The sequence below is a fragment of the Deinococcus misasensis DSM 22328 genome (assembly GCF_000745915.1).
GTDB classification, from domain to species: Bacteria; Deinococcota; Deinococci; order Deinococcales; family Deinococcaceae; genus Deinococcus_C; species Deinococcus_C misasensis.
In genome coordinates this window covers 134,372-151,652 of sequence record NZ_JQKG01000003.1, presented here as the reverse complement: position 1 = coordinate 151,652, position 17,281 = coordinate 134,372, and the positions used below count along the sequence as shown (strand labels likewise).

Here is a 17,281-nt window from a genome sequence, read left to right as displayed (position 1 = left end):
CCAAAAGTCTGGATTTGATGTTGTGGTGAGGGTTTTAAACACCTGCATGCTGGCCTTCTTCCTCCTCAAGGTATTCCTCTTCCGGCTCTGGCATCTGGTAAACAGGCTTGACCCGAGTCGCAGCAAAAGCGAGCCCCACTCCTGTGAACACGATCAGGGGCAGGGTCCACCATTTCAGGCTGATCAGCAGCAAGGTGAGGGGGACCAGCGTGTGCACATGTCCAGCCAGAGGTTCTCTGGCAAGGTCCCGGAAAGCCCATTGAAGGGCCTGCAAGTAAGGCTTTTTGCCCACGGTGAGCTGTTCCAGCAGGTGGGGTTGCACCGCCAGAGCCAGCACCAGCAGGTATCCGCCCAGCACCAGCAAAACCGCCTGTCCGAAAGCAGGCAAAATCTGCGCCCAGAACACCACATTGCTGTACAGCAAACCCAGCAGCAGCACCCAGCCCAGCAGGTACAGCATGCCACTGATCAGATGCTGGCGGACCAGACTTTTCAGGGCGCTCAGGGGCAATTTCTCCCCGTCGCGCAGGTTGCGGGCGATGTATTCGTACACGGCAAGGAGGGCCGGACCCAGCAGGACCACCGTCCAGCCCAGCACCAGCAAAATCAGGTTCAGCAACACCAAGAGGGCGAGGTGCTGCCAGACCATCACTCCCCCTTCGCGGATGCCGCGCCAGAAGCTAAGCATGGGAAGCCTTCCCTTTCACCATCAATGGGTGTCCCATGCACGGTTCCCGGACCTGACGAAATGCAGGATTTTGTCGGTGGCGGTGTCTTTCACGGCCTTCAGACCTCTGGCTTTGAGAACCGGATCCACCGAATCGAGTTCTGCACTGGTCATGCGGGGAAGGCCCCCCATCGCTGTGAGCAAAGCCACTTCCAGATCGGTGGCGATGTTCATCTTGGTGGTTCCGCCGCCGGGAATCTGCATGGCCTGATGCACGGTTTCCGCAGGCAAACCCGAACCTCCATGCAGCACGATGGGCAGGCTGCCGACCTGCGCCCGGATCAAACGCAGGCGTTCAAAATCGATTTTGGGGTTCTTGACCGGGTACACCCCGTGTGCCGTGCCGATGCTGACCGCCAGAGCGTCACATCCGGTTTCGGCCACGAAATGGCCTGCTTCGAGGGGATCGGTGTACATCTCCTCGTCGTTTTCGCTTTCCATGCGGTCGGTGGTGGTCAGTTTGCCCAGTTCGGCTTCCACGCTGACCCCTTCAGGGCGGGCCATTTCGACCACCTGACGGGTCAGGCGCACGTTTTCCTCAAAAGGCTGCGCCGAGGCGTCGATCATCACGCTGTTGAATCCGGCATCGATGGCGCTCTGGATCACTTGCAGATCCCAGCTGTGGTCCAGATGCAGGCAGAAAGGAACGGTGACGTTCAGGTCTTCCACCACCTGTGCAAGGGCATTTCTAAATTCCAGAGGGGTCACCTGAAACCAGCCCAGTTCCCGCTGGCTGATTTCGATGATCACCGGAGAGCGCTGTTCCTGTGCAGCTTCCATCACAGGCCGGATGCAGGCAAGGTAACGGGCGGAGAAGGCAGCCACCCCATACCCGTGCTGCTGGGCGTGGGGCAGGATGCCGTTCAGGTTCAGGCTGTCAGGAATCTTCACAGGGCCTCCAGAGCGGCACGCAGGCCACTTTCCGGGCTGCTCAAAACCGGCTTGTCTGGAGGCGGGTTCAGGGTGGCGACCACTCTGGCCATGCTGGCCTGTGCCAGCACCACCACGTCCACCTGCTCCAGAAGGTCACGCAGGGCTCTGGACACCAACAGGTCGTGCTGATCGCTGTTTCCAGTCATCAAAGCAGCGTAAGCCCCCTCAACCAGCACTTTTTGAACCTCGATGTCCCCCTGTCTTTGCACCAGACGTGCCGTGGGTTCCAGCGTGGTAGACACCGTGGCAATCACCCCGATTTTTTGCCCCAAACGGGCAGCTTCTCTGGCCATGGGTTCATCCACGCGCCAGAAGGGAACTTCAGCGTCAGGACGCAACTTTTCGACCACCTCACCCACCGAGGAGCACGCGCACATCACCCCATCCGCCCCGGCCAGACGGGCGTTTTGCAGGTAGGACCTCATGCGCTGTTCCACCTCCGGAGTTGGGCTTCCGGCTTGCATCACATCTGCAAGCAAACTGTCATCGAGGAGGTTGATCAGGCGCACATCCGGGCGGATCTTCTGGTGCAGGTCTTTCATGGTTTGCACCGTCACAGGGGTGGTGTGGATCACAGCGAGGGTTTTCACAGGACCTCCAGCAGCACCGTGACGATCTGCCACGGTTGCAGCGACAGTTGCACCTGCCCGTCTTCGAGGGTCAGGGGGTGCTGTTTTTGTTCAAGCAGGTTCACCAGAGAAGCCGTCTTCACGTCCAGCAGGGGTTTCAGGCGCAGGGTCTGGGGGTGGTGGCTCTGGTTCACCAAGCGGACAATCCAGCCCGGATGGTCTTCGGCGGGTTTGAATGCGGTCAAAAGGGCGTCCCCTTCCACCTCCAGAAAGCTGCCCGAAGGGGGAAGCACCGCATCTGGAACGTGGTGCTGGTTCCTGAGGGGCACAAACTGACTGGTGCGGGTGTCTGCCACCAGAGGGGCGTTGTAGGCGTGGGCCACGTTCACGGTGTGCGCATCTTCCCATGTGCCGTTGTGGGGGTAAATGCTGTACTCGGCCACGCACGGACCAAGCATCTGGGCGTCCGGGGTGCTGCTGGTGGGACCTGCGCCACCCACGCGGGTCAAGAGGTCCTCTCTGGACAGGTAACCCACGGTGCGCAGCAAGGTCAGGTGAATGTTGCCGTCTTCATCGGCACTGAATTCCGGGAGGCCCCGGTTCAGGATGCTGAGGCCCTTCTCTCCGTCTGACACACTCACGAAAGCCATCTGGGGATGTTCATGCACGGCAGGTTCACCGCTGCTCCTCTGGTCTTCTGGAAGGCGGGTGGGCCGGTCGATCACACAGAAGGCACTTTCCGCGCTGGAGGTCTGCACTTTGCGTCCCAGAGGGAAAACCGCCCGCAAACGGTGGTCTTTCAGGGTGTTCACAAAATGGGTGCGGATGTCCACCCGTTTCACCGAAGCGTGCAGGGTGATGTCGGAGTGCAAGATCAGTTCGGTGTACTCTGCACTGCGGCTCTGGCGGTCTTCACTTAAAGAGATGGGGAGTGTCCATTTCCATGTCACCCGGAGGGTGGAACTGGCTGCCCCGGCGTCCAGCACCTGAATGTGGGGTTTGACATCTCTGGTGCTGAATTCCAGATCCCCGAGGGGCCAGCTGTAGTTGTAGGTGTCTCCGTTGTCTCCGCCGTCCAGAAAGTGGTTGAGGCCCGAGTAAACCCGTCCTGTTTCAAGGTCCTCAAGGGTGAGGGTGCCGTCCGTGGCCTCTAAGGTGACCCGCAAAAACCGGTTTTGCAGGGTGCGGGGTCCCACCATCAGATCGGTGATGGGTTCGTCCCCTTTGTGCAGGGCCACATTTCCGGGGATGGTGTAAGGCCGAATGCGGTGGGAAGGTTTGGGAAAGGTCCTTTTCCGCAGGACATACGTGCGGTAGCCCACCGGGGGCAGGTCCTCGGCGATGAAATACGCTTCGGTGACCTCGTCCATGTCATGCTGGGCAGGGCTCTGGATCCCGAGCCACGGGAAAGCCTCGGTTTTTTCGTAAGGGGTCCTGACCGAGCGCACCTGAAAGACCTGCTCTGCGCCGTGCTCGTCGAGCAGCGTCCAGTCTTCGGGTTTCACTTCCAGATGGGGGTTGAGGGTCAGGACCACCTGATCGGTGCGCCGAAAGCCCAGAGGGTTGAACACCACAAACACCTGATCTGCGGGTTCTGCCAGCGGAGCATCCACCCGGTTGGCCAGCATTTGCAGGCCGTCTTCTTTGAGGAGTTGCGCGATTTGCAGGGCCTCTTCAAAACGGGGCAGCATTTCGCGGTGCACCTGATCGATGCTGCACCCACAGATGCTGTCGTGCGGATGGTTCTGGATCAGTTTCTCCCATGCCAGCCAGAGGAAATCCCTCTCTGGACGGCCTCCCAGCACGGTCTGGATGGCCTGCAAGGGCTCTGCGTACCGTTCGAGTTCGGTCTGGGTGCGGGCATTCATTTGTTTGAGGTGCATCCGTGCACTGAACACCCCTGGCAGCAGGTGGGCTTTGCGTCCAAAAGCCCGCCCCTCCCCTTTCCAGACCACCGAAACGCGGTCTTGCTGGGTCTGTACCCTTTCCACAAAAGCATCCAGAGAGCTTTGCTGGTACACGAACCCCTCGCTGGCGATTTTTTCATTGAGGGTGTTCAGCAAGCGGGGCAAACGGGGGTCCACGTTCAGGTGGTCTCCGCCCATCGGTTCCAGAATGAAATCGGTGGCGGCGTAGGCTTTCAGGTGGTTGAGGGTGCGCAGGGAGCGGCCCACCGTCTGGTCATGGGTCCACTCGGGGTTCTGGGGGTCTTCTTTGAAGTGGCTGCGGTAATATTCCAGCGGCAGAAACACCCCCAGCACACGGGTGCCGTCCATGGCCTGCCACCAGAACTCGTTTTGCATGCGCTCGGGGAACACGTCCTTGTTGCGGGCTTTCGGGAACAGGTAGTAATCTTTGCCCTGATCTCCGGTGCCGTCCTCCTGCCCGAGGGGTGGGGCTCCAAATCCGCGCCACACCACGGCACTCTGGATGTCAAAACCCCTCAGAATTTGCGGCATCTGCGCAATGTGCCCGAACTGGTCTGGCAGGTACCCGACTTTGCTTTTGGGAATCCCCATCTGCCGGACGGTGCGCTCTCCCAGCCAGAGGTTGCGGATGGTTGCCTCACCGGAAACCAGAAATTCATCGGGCAGGATGTGCCACGGTCCCACAAAAAGTTTCCCGCCCTGGATGTGTTTTTTCAGGCGTTCTTGCTGCTGGGGTCGCACCTCCAGATAATCTTTCAGCACGATGGTCTGACCGTCCAGCACGAAACAGGTAAACTCCGGGGTGTTTTCGATGGTGTCCAGAATCCGGTCAATGGTGTGCACCAGACGGTAGCGGAAGCGTTGCAGGGTGCCCCACCACTCGCGGTCCCAGTGGGTGTGGTGGTACATGTGCACGGTGTATTTGGGGTTCACAGCAAGGTCCTCTTTTCTGCGTGCTGGGCCCACACTTCACGGACCAGCCGGTAATCCTCTTCGGTGAGGGCTTCTTTCGAGCCGTCCAGATGGCTCACAAAGTACAGGCTGGGCACCCCGAGTTCGGGCTGCAGGGCCACGTAATCCCGCCATGCCTGCTTGCCGGGCATCGGCCAGTTGTCGGTGTCGATGGGGTGGTGGGGCAGGGCCGCTCGGGCCACCCGGAAGCGGTGCCTCATCTGCGAAACCACGTCCTGTCCGGTGTTCACGTCGTTGAGGCGCACCATGTCGGTGACGTCATGGAAGTACGGGTTGGGGGTGTGGGTCATCACCAGAGCGTCCGGTTTGACCCGTTTGGCTTCATCGTGCAGGATTTTCAGCAGTTCGTGGAGGAGTTCAACCCCCCATTTTGGACCGTTCACCTTCAGACCGGGACCGCTGGGGGTTCGTGCGGAGAAATCCACCTTGAAGCCGTCTGCGCCGTAATCGAGGAGCATGGTCCGCACGGCTTTTTGCAGGATGTTTCTGTACACCGGACTGGTGGGATCGGCAGCGATGGGCTCATCAAGGTCGTTGAGCACGCAGGCTTCAGTGGGCAGCCCTTCAGGGTCCCAGGCTTTCCACCAGAGCAGCACCTTCTGGCCTCTGGCGTGGGCCGCTTCGATCCAGCGTTCCAGATTGGGCCATTTCTGGCGGTCCACTTCGCAGGTGCCGTAGGTGCTGGACCATTTGTCATCGAGGACCAGAATGCCGGGGTGGATCTGCTGGCTGGACAGGACTTCAAGGTAGTGGTTGTAGTTGGCTTCGGTGCACTCCTCGGGGGCACGGGTGCCTTTGACCTGCGCGGTGTAGCACTGTGCGCCCCATCCGCACTGGATCGGGGTGAACCACCAGTTGGGTTGCTGGGGTTTGTCGGGAATCCCGAGCTTTCTCACGTAATCTTCCAGCCCCTGATAGGGGTCCGGGGCAAAGGCAATTTGCAGGGTGGGCATGGTGAAATGGCCTTCTATGCGGGTGTGCCCTTCGTAACTGAGGCTCAGCGAATATGCCCCTTCGGTGCCGTGGTAATGGAAGCCCGTGAAATGGTGCATGCCGTCCTGAACCTTCAAGCCTGCGGTCATCCACAGGTCACTGTTGCCTGAAAGGGCCGTTTCCAGAGGGCTTCCCCCCTGATCGGCCCCGAGGCTGAGGGCTGGGGGGCTCTGGTCCTGTGTGAAGGCGTAAAAATACGGTGCAGGGGTGAAAAACCAGTGGGCTTTGCCGGGGATGCTGGTGCCCATCACGTCGATGGTGGTGCTTTCCGCTGCCGGGATGGTGCGCCGTTCCTGTCCGTGCGGCTCGGGGTTGAAGACCCGACCAAAACGGGTGCCACTCTGGAAAAACCCGCTTCCCCAGCGCAGGTGACCGCTGTAGTACCCCCCGAGGTAATGCAGGTCGGTGAGGTCTCCAGTGCCCTGCACCTCGGGGGTGATGTCGATGCGGTCCTCATGGAAGGTGAAGTGCAGCCTTTTTTCCTGCCAGACGCCTCCCAGCAACTTGAAGGTCACGGTGTTGCCCTGAACTTCGGGTTCAATGCGAGCGGTGCGGTCCTGTCCTTGCAGGGTGTGCGCGGAAAAAGCCAGAAACAGTTCGGTCCACAGGTTGCCCTGAGCATCCCGCAGTTGGGCGTAGGGCCGTTCAGGTGGAATCAGGATCGAATAGTGAGGGGTGTGCAGCGAGAGGTGCCCCTCGGGTGTGCGGGTGAAGGTGTGCTCGGTCTGGGTCACAGTGCCCCCCTTGTGTTGGGTGTTGGTTCAAGGTTACTCTATTTTTTAATCAATTTAAATAATACAAGTCAAGGGTGATCACACGCCCCTCCCCCCTGCAAAGGAGCCCGGATGAACCTGCGAAGCAAAGACCTCACCTTCACCCTCATCGGACACGCCCACATCGACCCGGTCTGGCTGTGGAACTGGCAAGAAGGCTACGAAACCGTCAAAGCCACCTTCAGGAGTGCTCTGGACCGCCTGAAGGAAAACCCGGACATGGTGTTCGTGCATTCCAGCGTGGCCCAGTACGCATGGATGGAAAACCACCCCACACTCCTGCAAGAAATCCGCGAAGCCGTCCAGAGGGGCCAGTGGGAACCGGTGGGCGGATGGTGGGTCGAGCCGGACGTCAACCTGCCGCACGGTGAAGCCCTCGCCAGACAGGGTTTATACGGACAGCGTGAACTGGAGCGTCTGGTGGGACGCAAAGCCACCGTGGCCTTCCTGCCCGACTCTTTCGGGCACCCGGCCACCCTGCCCCAGCTTTTCGCCCAGAGTGGCCTGAAGTCTTTCGTGTTCATGCGGCCCGGTGCCAACGAAATCGAGCTTCCCAGCCACCTGTTCTTCTGGAAAGGGCTGGACGGCACCCAGATCCTCAGCTGGCACGTGGAATGCTACAACACCAGCCCCAAATTCATCGATACCAGTCTGGAACGCAACCTGCACTGGAGGCCCGAGCACCTGACCGAATGGGCCGGGCTGTTCGGGGTGGGCAACCACGGCGGAGGCCCCACCATCAAAGCCATCGAAAGCATCCGGAGGCTGAATGACAGCCCCGACTGGCCCACCTTGAAGCTCGGGAGTTTGGAAGGGTTCTTTGAGCGCATGGAAAACTTGCCGCACCCGACCCATGAGGGGGAAATGCAGCACCACGCCAGAGGGTGTTACGCCGCCCACAGCGAAATCAAGCGCCTCAACCGCAAAGCCGAGCATGCCCTGATGACCGCCGAAAAGCTGTGCAGCATGGCGACGGAACAGGGCATGACCTACCCGGCATCCGAACTGACCCGGGCGTGGAAACGCCTGCTGTTCAACCAGTTCCATGACATTCTGGCCGGAAGCAGCATCGAAAGCGCCTATCAGGACGCCAGAAACGAACTGGGCGAAACCCTTGCCACCGCCCACCACTGGGCTTTTGTGGCCATGCAAACCCTCGCAGATGGGATGGACACCCGCCTGAACCAGCAGGACGTTCCCGAGGTGATCCGCTCCACCAGATGGGATTTCTCGGGGTGGGTCACGGATTACGGGGATGGGGTGCCGGTGGTGGTCTTCAACCCCTCCAGTTTTGAACGCTCCGAAACCCTCTTTGTGGAAATCAACGACTGGCACACCGAAGACCTGCTGGTGATGGACGAAAACGGCAACAGCCTCCACCACCAGTTCACCGCTCCAGAGAGCGCCTCCGGGGGCCGCCCGAGGGTGCTGTTCCATGTGACGGTGCCCCCTCTGGGTTACCGGATGTACCGGATTGTGGACCGTCCTGCTGCACCCGTGCCAGAAGGTCTGGGAATGCTTCAGGTCACCTCTACAGTGCTGGAAAACCAGTGGTGGAGGCTGGAACTGAACCCCCACACCGGGAGCCTGAAGTCCCTGAAAGACAAACAACAGGACCTTGAACTGCTCTCCGGGGCAGGTGGGCAACTGCTGGTGATGCACGACTCCACCGACACGTGGGGGCACGGCATCAAGTCTTTGCGTCACCTGCTCGGGGTGTTCCAGTGCGAAGGACTCACCGTGCTGGAAGAGGGACCGGTGCGCGCCACCGTTCGGGCACACCTGAGGTACGGAAATTCCACCGCCCATCAGGACTTTTCCCTGTACCGGGAAAGCCCGCAGATTGACGGGACCACCCACCTCGACTGGCACGGACAGCACATGGCAGTGCAACTGGCTTTTCCCACAGGCCTGGCAGACACCACCGCCACTTTCGAAGTGCCTTACGGTTCGGTGGTGCGCCCGACAGACGGCGAAGAAGAACCCCTGCAAGCATGGCTGGATGTCTCGGGCACCCTCAGGAATGCCAGAGGGGTCCCCATGCAGGCCGGGCTTGTTCTTCTAAACGACGGAAAAGCCTCTGGAAGTGTGCTGGGCGGAGACTTGCGGCTCACCGTGCTGCGGAGCGCTGTGCACGCCCACCACGACCCGGCGAAACTGGACCCAGAGTGGCAGTACCCCGTGCAGGATCAGGGAAAACAGACCTTCCACTGGAGTCTGGTGCCCCACGCCGGAGACTGGAGGGCCGCGCAGGTTCCCCAGAAAGCCCACGCCCTCAATGCGCCTTTGCCGTTCGTGCGGGAACACGTGCACGCTGGCACCCTCCCACAAACCCACTCTTTCCTGTCCATCCAACCCGAGCACCTGCACATCACCGCATGGAAAGGGGCCGAAGACGGGAACGGCATGGTGCTGCGCATCCATGAAACCACCGGACAGGGCACCTCCGGGACCCTGAAACTCATGGACAGGGAGGTGCCCGTGCACCTGAAAGCCCATCAGGTGCTCAGCCTGAAAATCAGCGGCCAGAGGGTGCAGCAGGTGAATTTTCTGGAGGAGGAGCATGCCTGATTTTTACCCCCGTCCCCTCCTGAAACGGGAATCTTTCTGCTCCCTGAATGGAACGTGGGACTTTGCCTTCAGTGAGGAGAGACACCTCAGAAACGTGCACTTTGACCGGAAAATTCAGGTCCCTTACGCCCCCGAGACCCCGAGGAGCGGGATTCACGACATGGGGTTTCATCCTTCGCTCTGGTACCGGCGCACCGTGCCACTGGAGGGTTTTCTGCCCGGGCCAGACGAGCGCCTGATCTTGCATTTCGGCGCGGCAGATGAAACGGCCCATGTGTATCTGAATGGGCACCCCATCGGCACACATGAAGGAGGGTACACCCCCTTTTCCTTTGACATCACTGGGCAGGTGCAAGAAAATCCCACTGAAGATCTGGTGCTGGCGGTACATGTGCTGGACGATCCTCAGGACCTCCACCTCCCGAGGGGCAAGCAGGACTGGCAGGAAACCCCGCACGCCATCTGGTACCCCAGAACCAGTGGCCTCTGGCAAACCGTGTGGCTGGAAAAAGTGCCAGAGCTGCACATCCAGAACGTGCGCTGGACCCCGGACGTGTCCCGTTTCACCCTGACCGTGCGTGTGGAATTCAGTGCAAAAGTGGACGGGGAACTGCACCTCGAAATCGAAGACCTGATTTCCGACACCTGCCGGGTGCAAGGTCAGGTGCTGGAACGCACCCTGCACTTCCCGGACCCCGGCATCGACGACCTGCGCGACGACCTGCTGTGGTTTCCCGAGCATCCCCGTTTGCTGCACGCCACCCTCACCCTGAAGGCCGGTGGGCAGACCGACCGGGTGACCTCCTACACCGCCATGCGGCAATTTGGAGCTCGGGGACGCCGATTCATGCTCAACGGCAGACCGTATCCCTTGCGTCTGGTGCTCGATCAGGGGATCTGGACGGAAGGGGGACTCACGGCCACAAGTGCCGAACTGAAAGAGGATGTGGAACTGACCCGCAAACTCGGGTTCAATGGGGTGCGCAAACACCAGAAAATCGAAAGCCCGGAATTCCTGCGCTGGTGCGATGAAATCGGGCTGCTGGTGTGGGAGGAGTTGCCCAGCCATTACGCCTTCGGGGAAAAAGCGGTTCACAAGGCTCTGCAGACGTGGCATGAAGTGATCCATCGGGACGTATCCCATCCGTGCATTGTGGTGTGGGTGCCGTTCAATGAATCGTGGGGCCTGCCCGAGCTTGCAGAGAACCCCGCCACCCGCCATTACCAGCACACCCTGTACCACCTGACCCACACGCTGGACGGCACCCGTCCGGTCAGTGCCAACGACGGCTGGGAGCAGGTCACCGGAGACCTCTACACCCTCCACGATTACGACCCGAGCCCTGAAAAGCTGTTCGAGCGCTACCACAGCCCCGAATCCATCGAGCAGACCCACTGGCAACTCTGGCCGGGAGGGCGCCAGCAGCGCCTTGAGGGGTTTGAGCCCGGCCAGAAACCGGTGATCCTCAGTGAGTTTGGAGGCATCCTGTGCAGCCCCTCCGAAGGGGGCTGGGGGTACACCTCGGCCAGCACCCCGGAAGATTTTCAAAGCCAGTACCACCTCCTGCTGACCGCATTGCGAAAAACCATCGACCTCAAAGGGTTGCATGGGTTCTGTTACACCCAGCTGACCGACACTTATCAGGAGCAAAACGGCCTCCTCACCATGGACCGAAAACCCAAATTTCCGCTGGAAGCCGCGCACCAGAGCACCCGCGGTGAATTTGATTCCAAGAATCCTCTGGGTTACGCAAGGAGGTGGCTGATGGGTCAGGAGAAGGGCAAAACACAGCAATGATCGGTTTCTTGAGACCGTGTCCAAGGCGCTGAACCAGAACGCTAGGCGAGGGCACAACCCGTCCGGGCAGAGTTTGTTAAAATAAAAAAATTAAGAGGGGAACATGACCACACGACTGGAGATCAAAAAAGGGAGCAACCTTCCCAAAGTCAAAGCCGAAAACCTCAGTGTGGTGCTGGACGCCCTGAGGAAGTTGCAACCCATTTCCAGAAGTGAACTTGCGGAGGCCACCGGACTCACCGCTGCCACCATCACCCATCTGGTGGATGAACTCAACGACCTCCAGATCCTGATTGAAACCCGCTCCGACAACAAACAGGTGGGACGCAGGCCCACTTTGCTGACCCTCAACCCCTCCAGAGGGCAGATCATTGGGGTGGAAATCTCCCGTTCCACCCTGCATGTGGTTCGCACAGACTTTTGCGGCAAAGTGCTGGCCCGCGAAAACGTTCCACACGACCCGAACCTCGGGCTGGAACACACCCTGTCCTTGCTGTTCCAGCACATTGAAGGCATCACCGACCCCGCTCTGGAATTGCTCGGCATTGGGATCGGGGTGCCCGGACCTGTGAATTCCAGAGAGGGCACGGTGCTCGGGCCTCCCAATTTTGGCGGCTGGCGCAATGTGCCTCTGGCCCGTCTGATTCAAGAAAAATTCAAGGTCCCCTGCTGGCTCGATGACGATGCCAAAACCGCTGCCCTTGGGGAACGCTGGTTTGGGGCCGGGAAAAATGGGGTGGGAACCTTGCTTTACGTGTCTTTCCGGGCCGGGGTGGGGGCAGGCTTGATTGTGCGGGACCACATCTTCCGGGGTGCCCACGAACTGGCCGGAGAAATCGGGCACACCACCATCCACGTGGACGGTCCCCTCTGCGAATGCGGAAACCGCGGGTGCGTGGAAACGCTGGTCAGTGTGCCTGCCATCCTGCTGGAAGCCACCCGACTGGGCCTGAAATGCCAGAACGCCAGAGAACTGGAAGCTCTGGCGCAGGAAGGCATTCAGAACGCCATCAACATCAAAGCCCGCACCTACCAGTACATTGCTGCCACGGTGGTCAATGCCATCAACCACTACGACCCGGACCTGATCGTGCTGGGTGGAACCTTGGTCCGCGCATGGCCGGATTTCATCGACTGTGTCACCGAAAAAGTCAAAGGCCGCTCTTTTGGCTTCCTCTCCAAAGACGTGAACATCGTCAAAGCGGGACTGGGCTCGGATTCCAGTGCGGTGGGGGCAGCGGCTCTGGTGGTGGAGCAGATTTTTCAGGAGCCTCAGGCCCACCTGCAAAAAGAAGGGGCCTGAGCCCCTTCATCCATCCTCGTGTTTTGCAGATCAGTGCAGCAGGACGGCTTTCCCCTGTGGACTGTTGACCTTACCCAACCACCAGAGCAAAAAGGCAGAAAGCCCTTTTCGGACTTCCTGCACAGGGTCACCCGTTCTTTTCCACCCACCACCCAGATGGTACTTCCATACACAGGTCAGTTCACGGGCAAAGAAGGATCTCCCGGGCCAATCACATCACCGGGCAGAGGCTCCCACGGTTGGATGACATCGATGCAGGGCAACCCGGTTTTGACCGGAAACACAAACTTCTCGAAGAAGGTGTTTCCCCATTCGGTCAAAACCAGAGGCAACACCGGAGAAGGGATGTCGTCCTCGTTGCCATCGTCGTAACCGGCATCCTCAAACAGCGAGTTGCCATCCGAGGTGTAACTGGTGAATGCAATGGCTCCATCTCCCCCTTGATGCTGGGTCCATTGGCATGCAAATTCCATGAAACCTCTGGTCCACTCCGGGCTGTTGAGGAAGTCTTCCCCATTGTCCGCACCCACTTCATCGATCACCACAGGATACTGGGTGATGTTGGCCCACAACTGTTGCACTTCTTGTTCTTCCGTGGCAGTGAAAGACACATGGTGGTCTCCGTACCGGTGCGCCCCAAAAATCAGGTTGTTGTTGGGATCACTGAGCAGCCCTTCAGACACCCGAGTGAGGTCCTGAGAATAGGCCACCCCATTGATCAACAGTGGACCCACAAAACGCTGGTCTCGAATGGTTTTGATGTACAGGTTTTGCTGGGTTCTCCACACGTCCCAATCGCCACAATGTGGAGGATCTCCGGTCTGGAATTCAGACACTGCACAGTTCGGTTCGTTCATGGGGGTGAGCCACACCAGACTGTTGCCCCTGAAGGTGGAAGCCAGCACCTTCAAAACCTGCACGTTGAGGTTCGGGTCGTCCGAGTAGGAGTTGGCAATCAGGGCCACCATGCCTTCACGGTTGATGGTGTCCACAGCCTGCTTGAGGGTTTCCAGCCTTGGATAAGGGGTGGCCGTGGGTTTGGTGCCCGGCAGGGGTGTGGGGTCCAGAATCGAAGCGGTCACAAAAATCCGCACCAGATTGACCCCCATTTGTTTCAGGCTGGTCAGTTGCTCAGGAAGGTGCTGCAAATCGCCGATTCCATAACCACCATCGTCCATGCCCATGAAGGTGTGGTACAGGACACCTGCTCCCCTGACCGTGAAAGGCTGGTTGTTCAGGTCGTAAATGGTGGAACCACGCACCTGAAAAGTGACCACTGGCATCCTGAGGGCCTGGCTGGACACCCTCGGGTCACGGATGGGTTTGCTGGGGGTCTCTGGGGTGGTCTGTTTTGAACAGGAAGCCAAAAGCAATGTGGTCATCAGCAAAGCGATGTGTTTTTTCATGGCCCGAGTGTGCTGGAAAAAACTTAAAACAAACTTAAAGCCAGAGCCCTTCACCGTCCTCTGGAACCTGCAACTGGCCTTCCCTGAGTCCAGCAGCTTTTCCGGCCTCCCTGAGTTCATGTCGGCTGACCATGCAATGGTCAAGGCTTTCCATGTGCACCGCAACCACGGTGGCCTCTGGCAACTGCTGGGCAAGCTGCAGGGTTTGCAGGTGGTCCATGATCAACAGGGTGTCTGCGATCACCGCTCCGCCCGAGTGGGTCACAACCACGTCGGGCTTCAGGTCCAGAGCGGTTTGCAGGACCTGTGGGGTGAGGACCGTGTCTCCAAGCCAGTAGACTGTGGGTTCATTTTCGGCTTGCAGCACAAAACCCATCACATTTCCCATGCGAGACAGGATGGGACCACTGCCGTGCTCACCTGCCGTGCGCGTGAAAGACAGTCCCTGCCACTCAAAACGGTCTGTCAGGGGATGGATGTGCTGGAAGCCTGCCTTTTCAAAGGCTGCTTCATCACCGGGTTGGACCAGCAAAGGGAGGTTTTTGGGAAGGAGGTCTCTGGCGGTTTCATCGAAGTGGTCGGGGTGCAGGTGGGACACGACCACCAGTTCGATGCCAGAGATGGCTTCGGAGATATCTACAGGCAGATCACAGGTGGGATTGCTTTCTTTTCCAGCGAAAGCAGGCAGGGTGTGTTTGCCCCCCAGCATGGGGTCAATCAAGATTTCGTGTCCAGCGTAGGACAGGCGCAGGGTGGCATTGCGAAGCAGTTTCAGGTGCATGACAGGACCTCCTCTGGCCTTCTGGAAGCCAGCGGTTGAAAAACACAGGGAATTTACAGGTGTTCGCGCAGGGTGCGCACCTGTGATTCCAGGCGGTTGCGGATTTCCTGCAGGATGTCGATTTGACCGTTCAGTTGCTCCAGTTTGCGTTCATAAAACGCCACTGTGAGGGCAACCGGGGTGTCGTCCAGAGGTGAAACTTCGTCTTTCCAGCAGGGGCCATATTTGCGGATTTCGTCCAGTTGAAATCCAATGCTGAGGAACAGGCGGATCAGTTGGACCCGTTTGACGTCCTCTGGACTGAAGCTGCGGTACCCGTTCTCCTCGCGTTGTGAGGTGAGGAGGCCCATCTGGTCGTAATGCCGGATGGCCCGGACACTGACCCCGGTCTGTTTGGAGAGGGCACCGATCTTCATGGCCACAGTGTAAACCCTGACACATGTGTGAGGGTCAAGGGGGTGGTTTTTTTCATTTTACCCGGATGATATTGACTTATGATTTTTATCCGGGTAGAATTCAAGCATGGACGATTCAACCCTTTACACCATCTTTCACGGCAATCGGAAAATGCACACTGGAAACCTGCTGGACACCCTCACCCACCTCAAAACCCACCCGGGGCCTCTGGATGTGCAGCACAACATCCTGATCTTCAACGACCAGACCGGCAGCACCATTGATTTTGACCTCAGGGGCAGCCTTGAAGAGGTGCTGGACCGCCACCAGACCACACCAAAAGCTGGACGTGGACGGCCCAAACTCGGGGTGGTGGCCCGGGAAGTCACCCTGTTCCCGAGGCACTGGGAATGGCTGGAACAACAACCCGGCGGGGCTTCTGCTGCCCTGCGTCGCCTGATCGAAGAGGCCCGCAAGAAAGACGAAAATTCCGTCAGGCAAGCGCAAACTGCTGCAGACCGCTTCATGCAGGTGATGGCCGGAGACCTCAGCGGTTATCAGGAAGCCTCCAGAGCCCTGTACGCCTCGGACCGTGCCCGTTTTGAAATGCACATTGGGCACTGGCCCGAAGACATCAAAACCCACACCCTCAAACTGGCTGAGCCTGCTTTTCAGTAAACTTTTTCCCCTGAGCTGAACCCCAAAATGAAGTTCAAACCCTGAGCGACCAGAGCCCTCTGGCCGGTCCTGTTTTTGCACCCCATCACAATCCGAAATCCAACTGCATCTGACGGCATCGCCATCAGGTCATCCCTTTGTGTTCTGGAGGAACCATGAAACCGAAACCACACCCTCGACCCGCCCTGCCTTTCATTTTTGTGACCCTGCTGCTCGACATGCTGGGACTGGGATTGATCCTGCCTGTGATGCCCGGCTTGGTGGCAGACCTCTCAGGGATGCAAGCCAGCCAGAGTTATGGCCTCTTGATTGCCCTTTATGCCCTTGCCCAACTCTTGGCCTCTCCCCTTCTGGGCAGCCTCAGTGACCGCATCGGACGGCGACCTGTGCTGCTCGGATCCACCCTGCTTGCAGCGGTGGCTTACCTGATGATCACCTTCAGTCCCTCACTCGGATTTCTGATGCTGGCGCGTGCCCTCTCAGGGGTTGCGGCAGCCAGTGCAGGGGTGGCCAATGCTTTCATTGCAGACCTCAGCACGCCAGAGAACCGTGCACGCCATTTCGGAATGGTGGGGGCAGCCCTCAGCCTCGGGCTGATTGTGGGACCTGCATTGGGAGGGATTCTCGGGCAGCATGGTTTGCGCCTTCCTTTCATGGTGGCAGCAGGATGTGCCCTCTTGAACGGCCTCTACGGTCTGGTTTTCCTGCAAGAATCCCTACCCAGCGAAAAACGCCACCCGCAGAAGCCCGATCCCCGCATCGGTTTTCAAACCCTCTGGAACACCTCTGGCTTACGGGTGCTGGGATGGGTGTCCCTACTGACCTCTCTGGCCTTGCAGTGCATCACCAGCACATGGGTGCTGCACGGGGCCAACCGTTACCAGTGGGGGCCTTCGGAAAGTGGACTGGCCCTGACCGCAGCAGGGGTGCTCGGGGTGCTGGTACAGGTCTTTCTGGTTGGAAAAGTGCTGAAACGGCTGGGCATCCATGCCTCCATCCTGCTGGCTTTGCTGTGTGGGACTGTGGGATACCTGATGTACGGACTGTCTTCACAGGCCTGGATGTTTTACCTGTTCATGCCCATCTCCTGCCTGATGGGGATTGGAGGCCCTGCCCTTCAAGCACAGGTCGCAGCACGGACGCCCACCCACCTGCAAGGCAACGTGCAGGGCAGTTTCAGCGCACTGGGCAGCCTTGCCGGGGTGTTCGGACCTCTGGTGGCCACCCAACTGTTTGAGCACTTCACCCGACCTTCCAACCTACAATTGCCGGGCGTGGCCTTCTTCGCAGCTGCCCTGCTGGTGCTGTCTGCCGCGGTGGTGTACCACCTTCAGGAAACCCGCCAGAGTTCAGCTTCCCACACGCAAATCCAGTGACCTCTGGGACCTGCATTCTGGCAGGTCCCTGTTTGATGTCTTGCTCAGAACGGACCTGTTGAACCCCTTGTTCCTGT

At 59.2% G+C, this 17,281-nt stretch carries 13 protein-coding genes; 5 read left to right on the top strand and 8 right to left on the bottom strand.

Annotation, left to right across the window (positions count from 1 at the left end; genetic code table 11):
- Positions 1-34: 34 nt before the first annotated feature.
- Genes Q371_RS03820 through Q371_RS03800 form a run of 5 tightly spaced genes read right to left on the bottom strand, consistent with a single transcriptional unit; the run spans position 35 to position 6,856 of the window.
- Positions 35-688, bottom strand: a complete 654-nt coding sequence (locus Q371_RS03820; RefSeq protein ID WP_084571217.1) for a DUF624 domain-containing protein — start codon at positions 686-688, stop codon at positions 35-37.
- A gap of 21 nt (positions 689-709) precedes the next feature.
- The gene (locus tag Q371_RS03815; protein ID WP_034336313.1) at positions 710-1,618 is read right to left on the bottom strand and encodes a class II fructose-bisphosphate aldolase; all 909 of its coding nucleotides are present in this window, start codon (positions 1,616-1,618) and stop codon (positions 710-712) included.
- Entirely contained in the window at positions 1,615-2,250 is a 636-nt protein-coding gene (locus tag Q371_RS03810; RefSeq protein WP_034336309.1) for an aspartate/glutamate racemase family protein, read from the bottom strand. The genes Q371_RS03815 and Q371_RS03810 overlap by 4 nt, the downstream gene beginning before the upstream one ends.
- Positions 2,247-5,090: an alpha-mannosidase gene (locus tag Q371_RS03805; protein WP_157442497.1), complete on the bottom strand. Its 2,844-nt coding sequence runs from the start codon at positions 5,088-5,090 to the stop codon at positions 2,247-2,249. The genes Q371_RS03810 and Q371_RS03805 overlap by 4 nt, the downstream gene beginning before the upstream one ends.
- Positions 5,087-6,856, bottom strand: coding sequence for an alpha-amylase family protein (locus tag Q371_RS03800; RefSeq protein WP_034336303.1), 1,770 nt, complete (start codon positions 6,854-6,856; stop codon positions 5,087-5,089). The genes Q371_RS03805 and Q371_RS03800 overlap by 4 nt, the downstream gene beginning before the upstream one ends.
- Positions 6,857-6,967: 111 nt before the next feature.
- Here Q371_RS03800 and Q371_RS03795 point away from each other — a divergent pair, with 111 nt between their 5' ends.
- The 3 genes from Q371_RS03795 to Q371_RS03785 all read left to right on the top strand — a co-directional run bounded on the left by Q371_RS03795 (position 6,968) and on the right by Q371_RS03785 (position 12,567).
- Positions 6,968-9,466 carry an alpha-mannosidase gene (locus Q371_RS03795; protein WP_034336300.1) on the top strand — a complete coding sequence of 833 codons (2,499 nt, stop codon included), beginning with the start codon at positions 6,968-6,970 and terminating at the stop codon, positions 9,464-9,466.
- A complete protein-coding gene (locus Q371_RS03790; RefSeq protein WP_034336298.1) occupies positions 9,459-11,264 on the top strand; it encodes a glycoside hydrolase family 2 protein in 1,806 nt (601 codons plus the stop codon). The genes Q371_RS03795 and Q371_RS03790 overlap by 8 nt, the downstream gene beginning before the upstream one ends.
- A 103-nt stretch (positions 11,265-11,367) precedes the next feature.
- Positions 11,368-12,567 carry an ROK family transcriptional regulator gene (locus Q371_RS03785; RefSeq protein ID WP_034336296.1) on the top strand — a complete coding sequence of 400 codons (1,200 nt, stop codon included), beginning with the start codon at positions 11,368-11,370 and terminating at the stop codon, positions 12,565-12,567.
- 176 nt (positions 12,568-12,743) lie between these two features.
- On the opposite strand, the gene Q371_RS03780 is transcribed toward Q371_RS03785, so the two are convergent.
- Genes Q371_RS03780 through Q371_RS03770 form a run of 3 tightly spaced genes read right to left on the bottom strand, consistent with a single transcriptional unit; the run spans position 12,744 to position 15,170 of the window.
- A complete protein-coding gene (locus tag Q371_RS03780; protein ID WP_034336294.1) occupies positions 12,744-13,973 on the bottom strand; it encodes a cellulase family glycosylhydrolase in 1,230 nt (409 codons plus the stop codon).
- Between the two features lie 34 nt (positions 13,974-14,007).
- Complete coding sequence (locus Q371_RS03775; RefSeq protein WP_034336291.1) at positions 14,008-14,754, bottom strand: MBL fold metallo-hydrolase; 747 nt, start codon at positions 14,752-14,754, stop codon at positions 14,008-14,010.
- A gap of 53 nt (positions 14,755-14,807) precedes the next feature.
- Entirely contained in the window at positions 14,808-15,170 is a 363-nt protein-coding gene (locus Q371_RS03770) for a MerR family transcriptional regulator (RefSeq protein WP_034336553.1), read from the bottom strand.
- A 106-nt stretch (positions 15,171-15,276) separates the two neighbouring features.
- On the opposite strand from Q371_RS03770, the gene Q371_RS03765 reads away from it, so the two are divergent.
- Both Q371_RS03765 and Q371_RS03760 read left to right on the top strand, forming a co-directional pair.
- Positions 15,277-15,828, top strand: a complete 552-nt coding sequence (locus tag Q371_RS03765; protein WP_034336288.1) for a DUF2239 family protein — start codon at positions 15,277-15,279, stop codon at positions 15,826-15,828.
- A 155-nt stretch (positions 15,829-15,983) separates the two neighbouring features.
- A complete protein-coding gene (locus Q371_RS03760) occupies positions 15,984-17,204 on the top strand; it encodes a tetracycline resistance MFS efflux pump (RefSeq protein WP_034336284.1) in 1,221 nt (406 codons plus the stop codon).
- Positions 17,205-17,281 lie beyond the last annotated feature (77 nt).

Excerpts from the sequence above, each read along its gene's own strand:
- Q371_RS03795 (WP_034336300.1), top strand. The coding sequence starts at position 6,968 with ATGAACCTGCGAAGCAAAGACCTCACCTTCACCCTCATCGGACACGCC.
- Q371_RS03770 (WP_034336553.1), bottom strand. The coding sequence starts at position 15,170 with ATGAAGATCGGTGCCCTCTCCAAACAGACCGGGGTCAGTGTCCGGGCC.
- Q371_RS03820 (WP_084571217.1), bottom strand. The coding sequence starts at position 688 with ATGCTTAGCTTCTGGCGCGGCATCCGCGAAGGGGGAGTGATGGTCTGG.
- Q371_RS03790 (WP_034336298.1), top strand. The coding sequence starts at position 9,459 with ATGCCTGATTTTTACCCCCGTCCCCTCCTGAAACGGGAATCTTTCTGC.
- Q371_RS03785 (WP_034336296.1), top strand. The coding sequence starts at position 11,368 with ATGACCACACGACTGGAGATCAAAAAAGGGAGCAACCTTCCCAAAGTC.
- Q371_RS03760 (WP_034336284.1), top strand. The coding sequence starts at position 15,984 with ATGAAACCGAAACCACACCCTCGACCCGCCCTGCCTTTCATTTTTGTG.
- Q371_RS03775 (WP_034336291.1), bottom strand. The coding sequence starts at position 14,754 with ATGCACCTGAAACTGCTTCGCAATGCCACCCTGCGCCTGTCCTACGCT.
- Q371_RS03765 (WP_034336288.1), top strand. The coding sequence starts at position 15,277 with ATGGACGATTCAACCCTTTACACCATCTTTCACGGCAATCGGAAAATG.
- Q371_RS03780 (WP_034336294.1), bottom strand. The coding sequence starts at position 13,973 with ATGAAAAAACACATCGCTTTGCTGATGACCACATTGCTTTTGGCTTCC.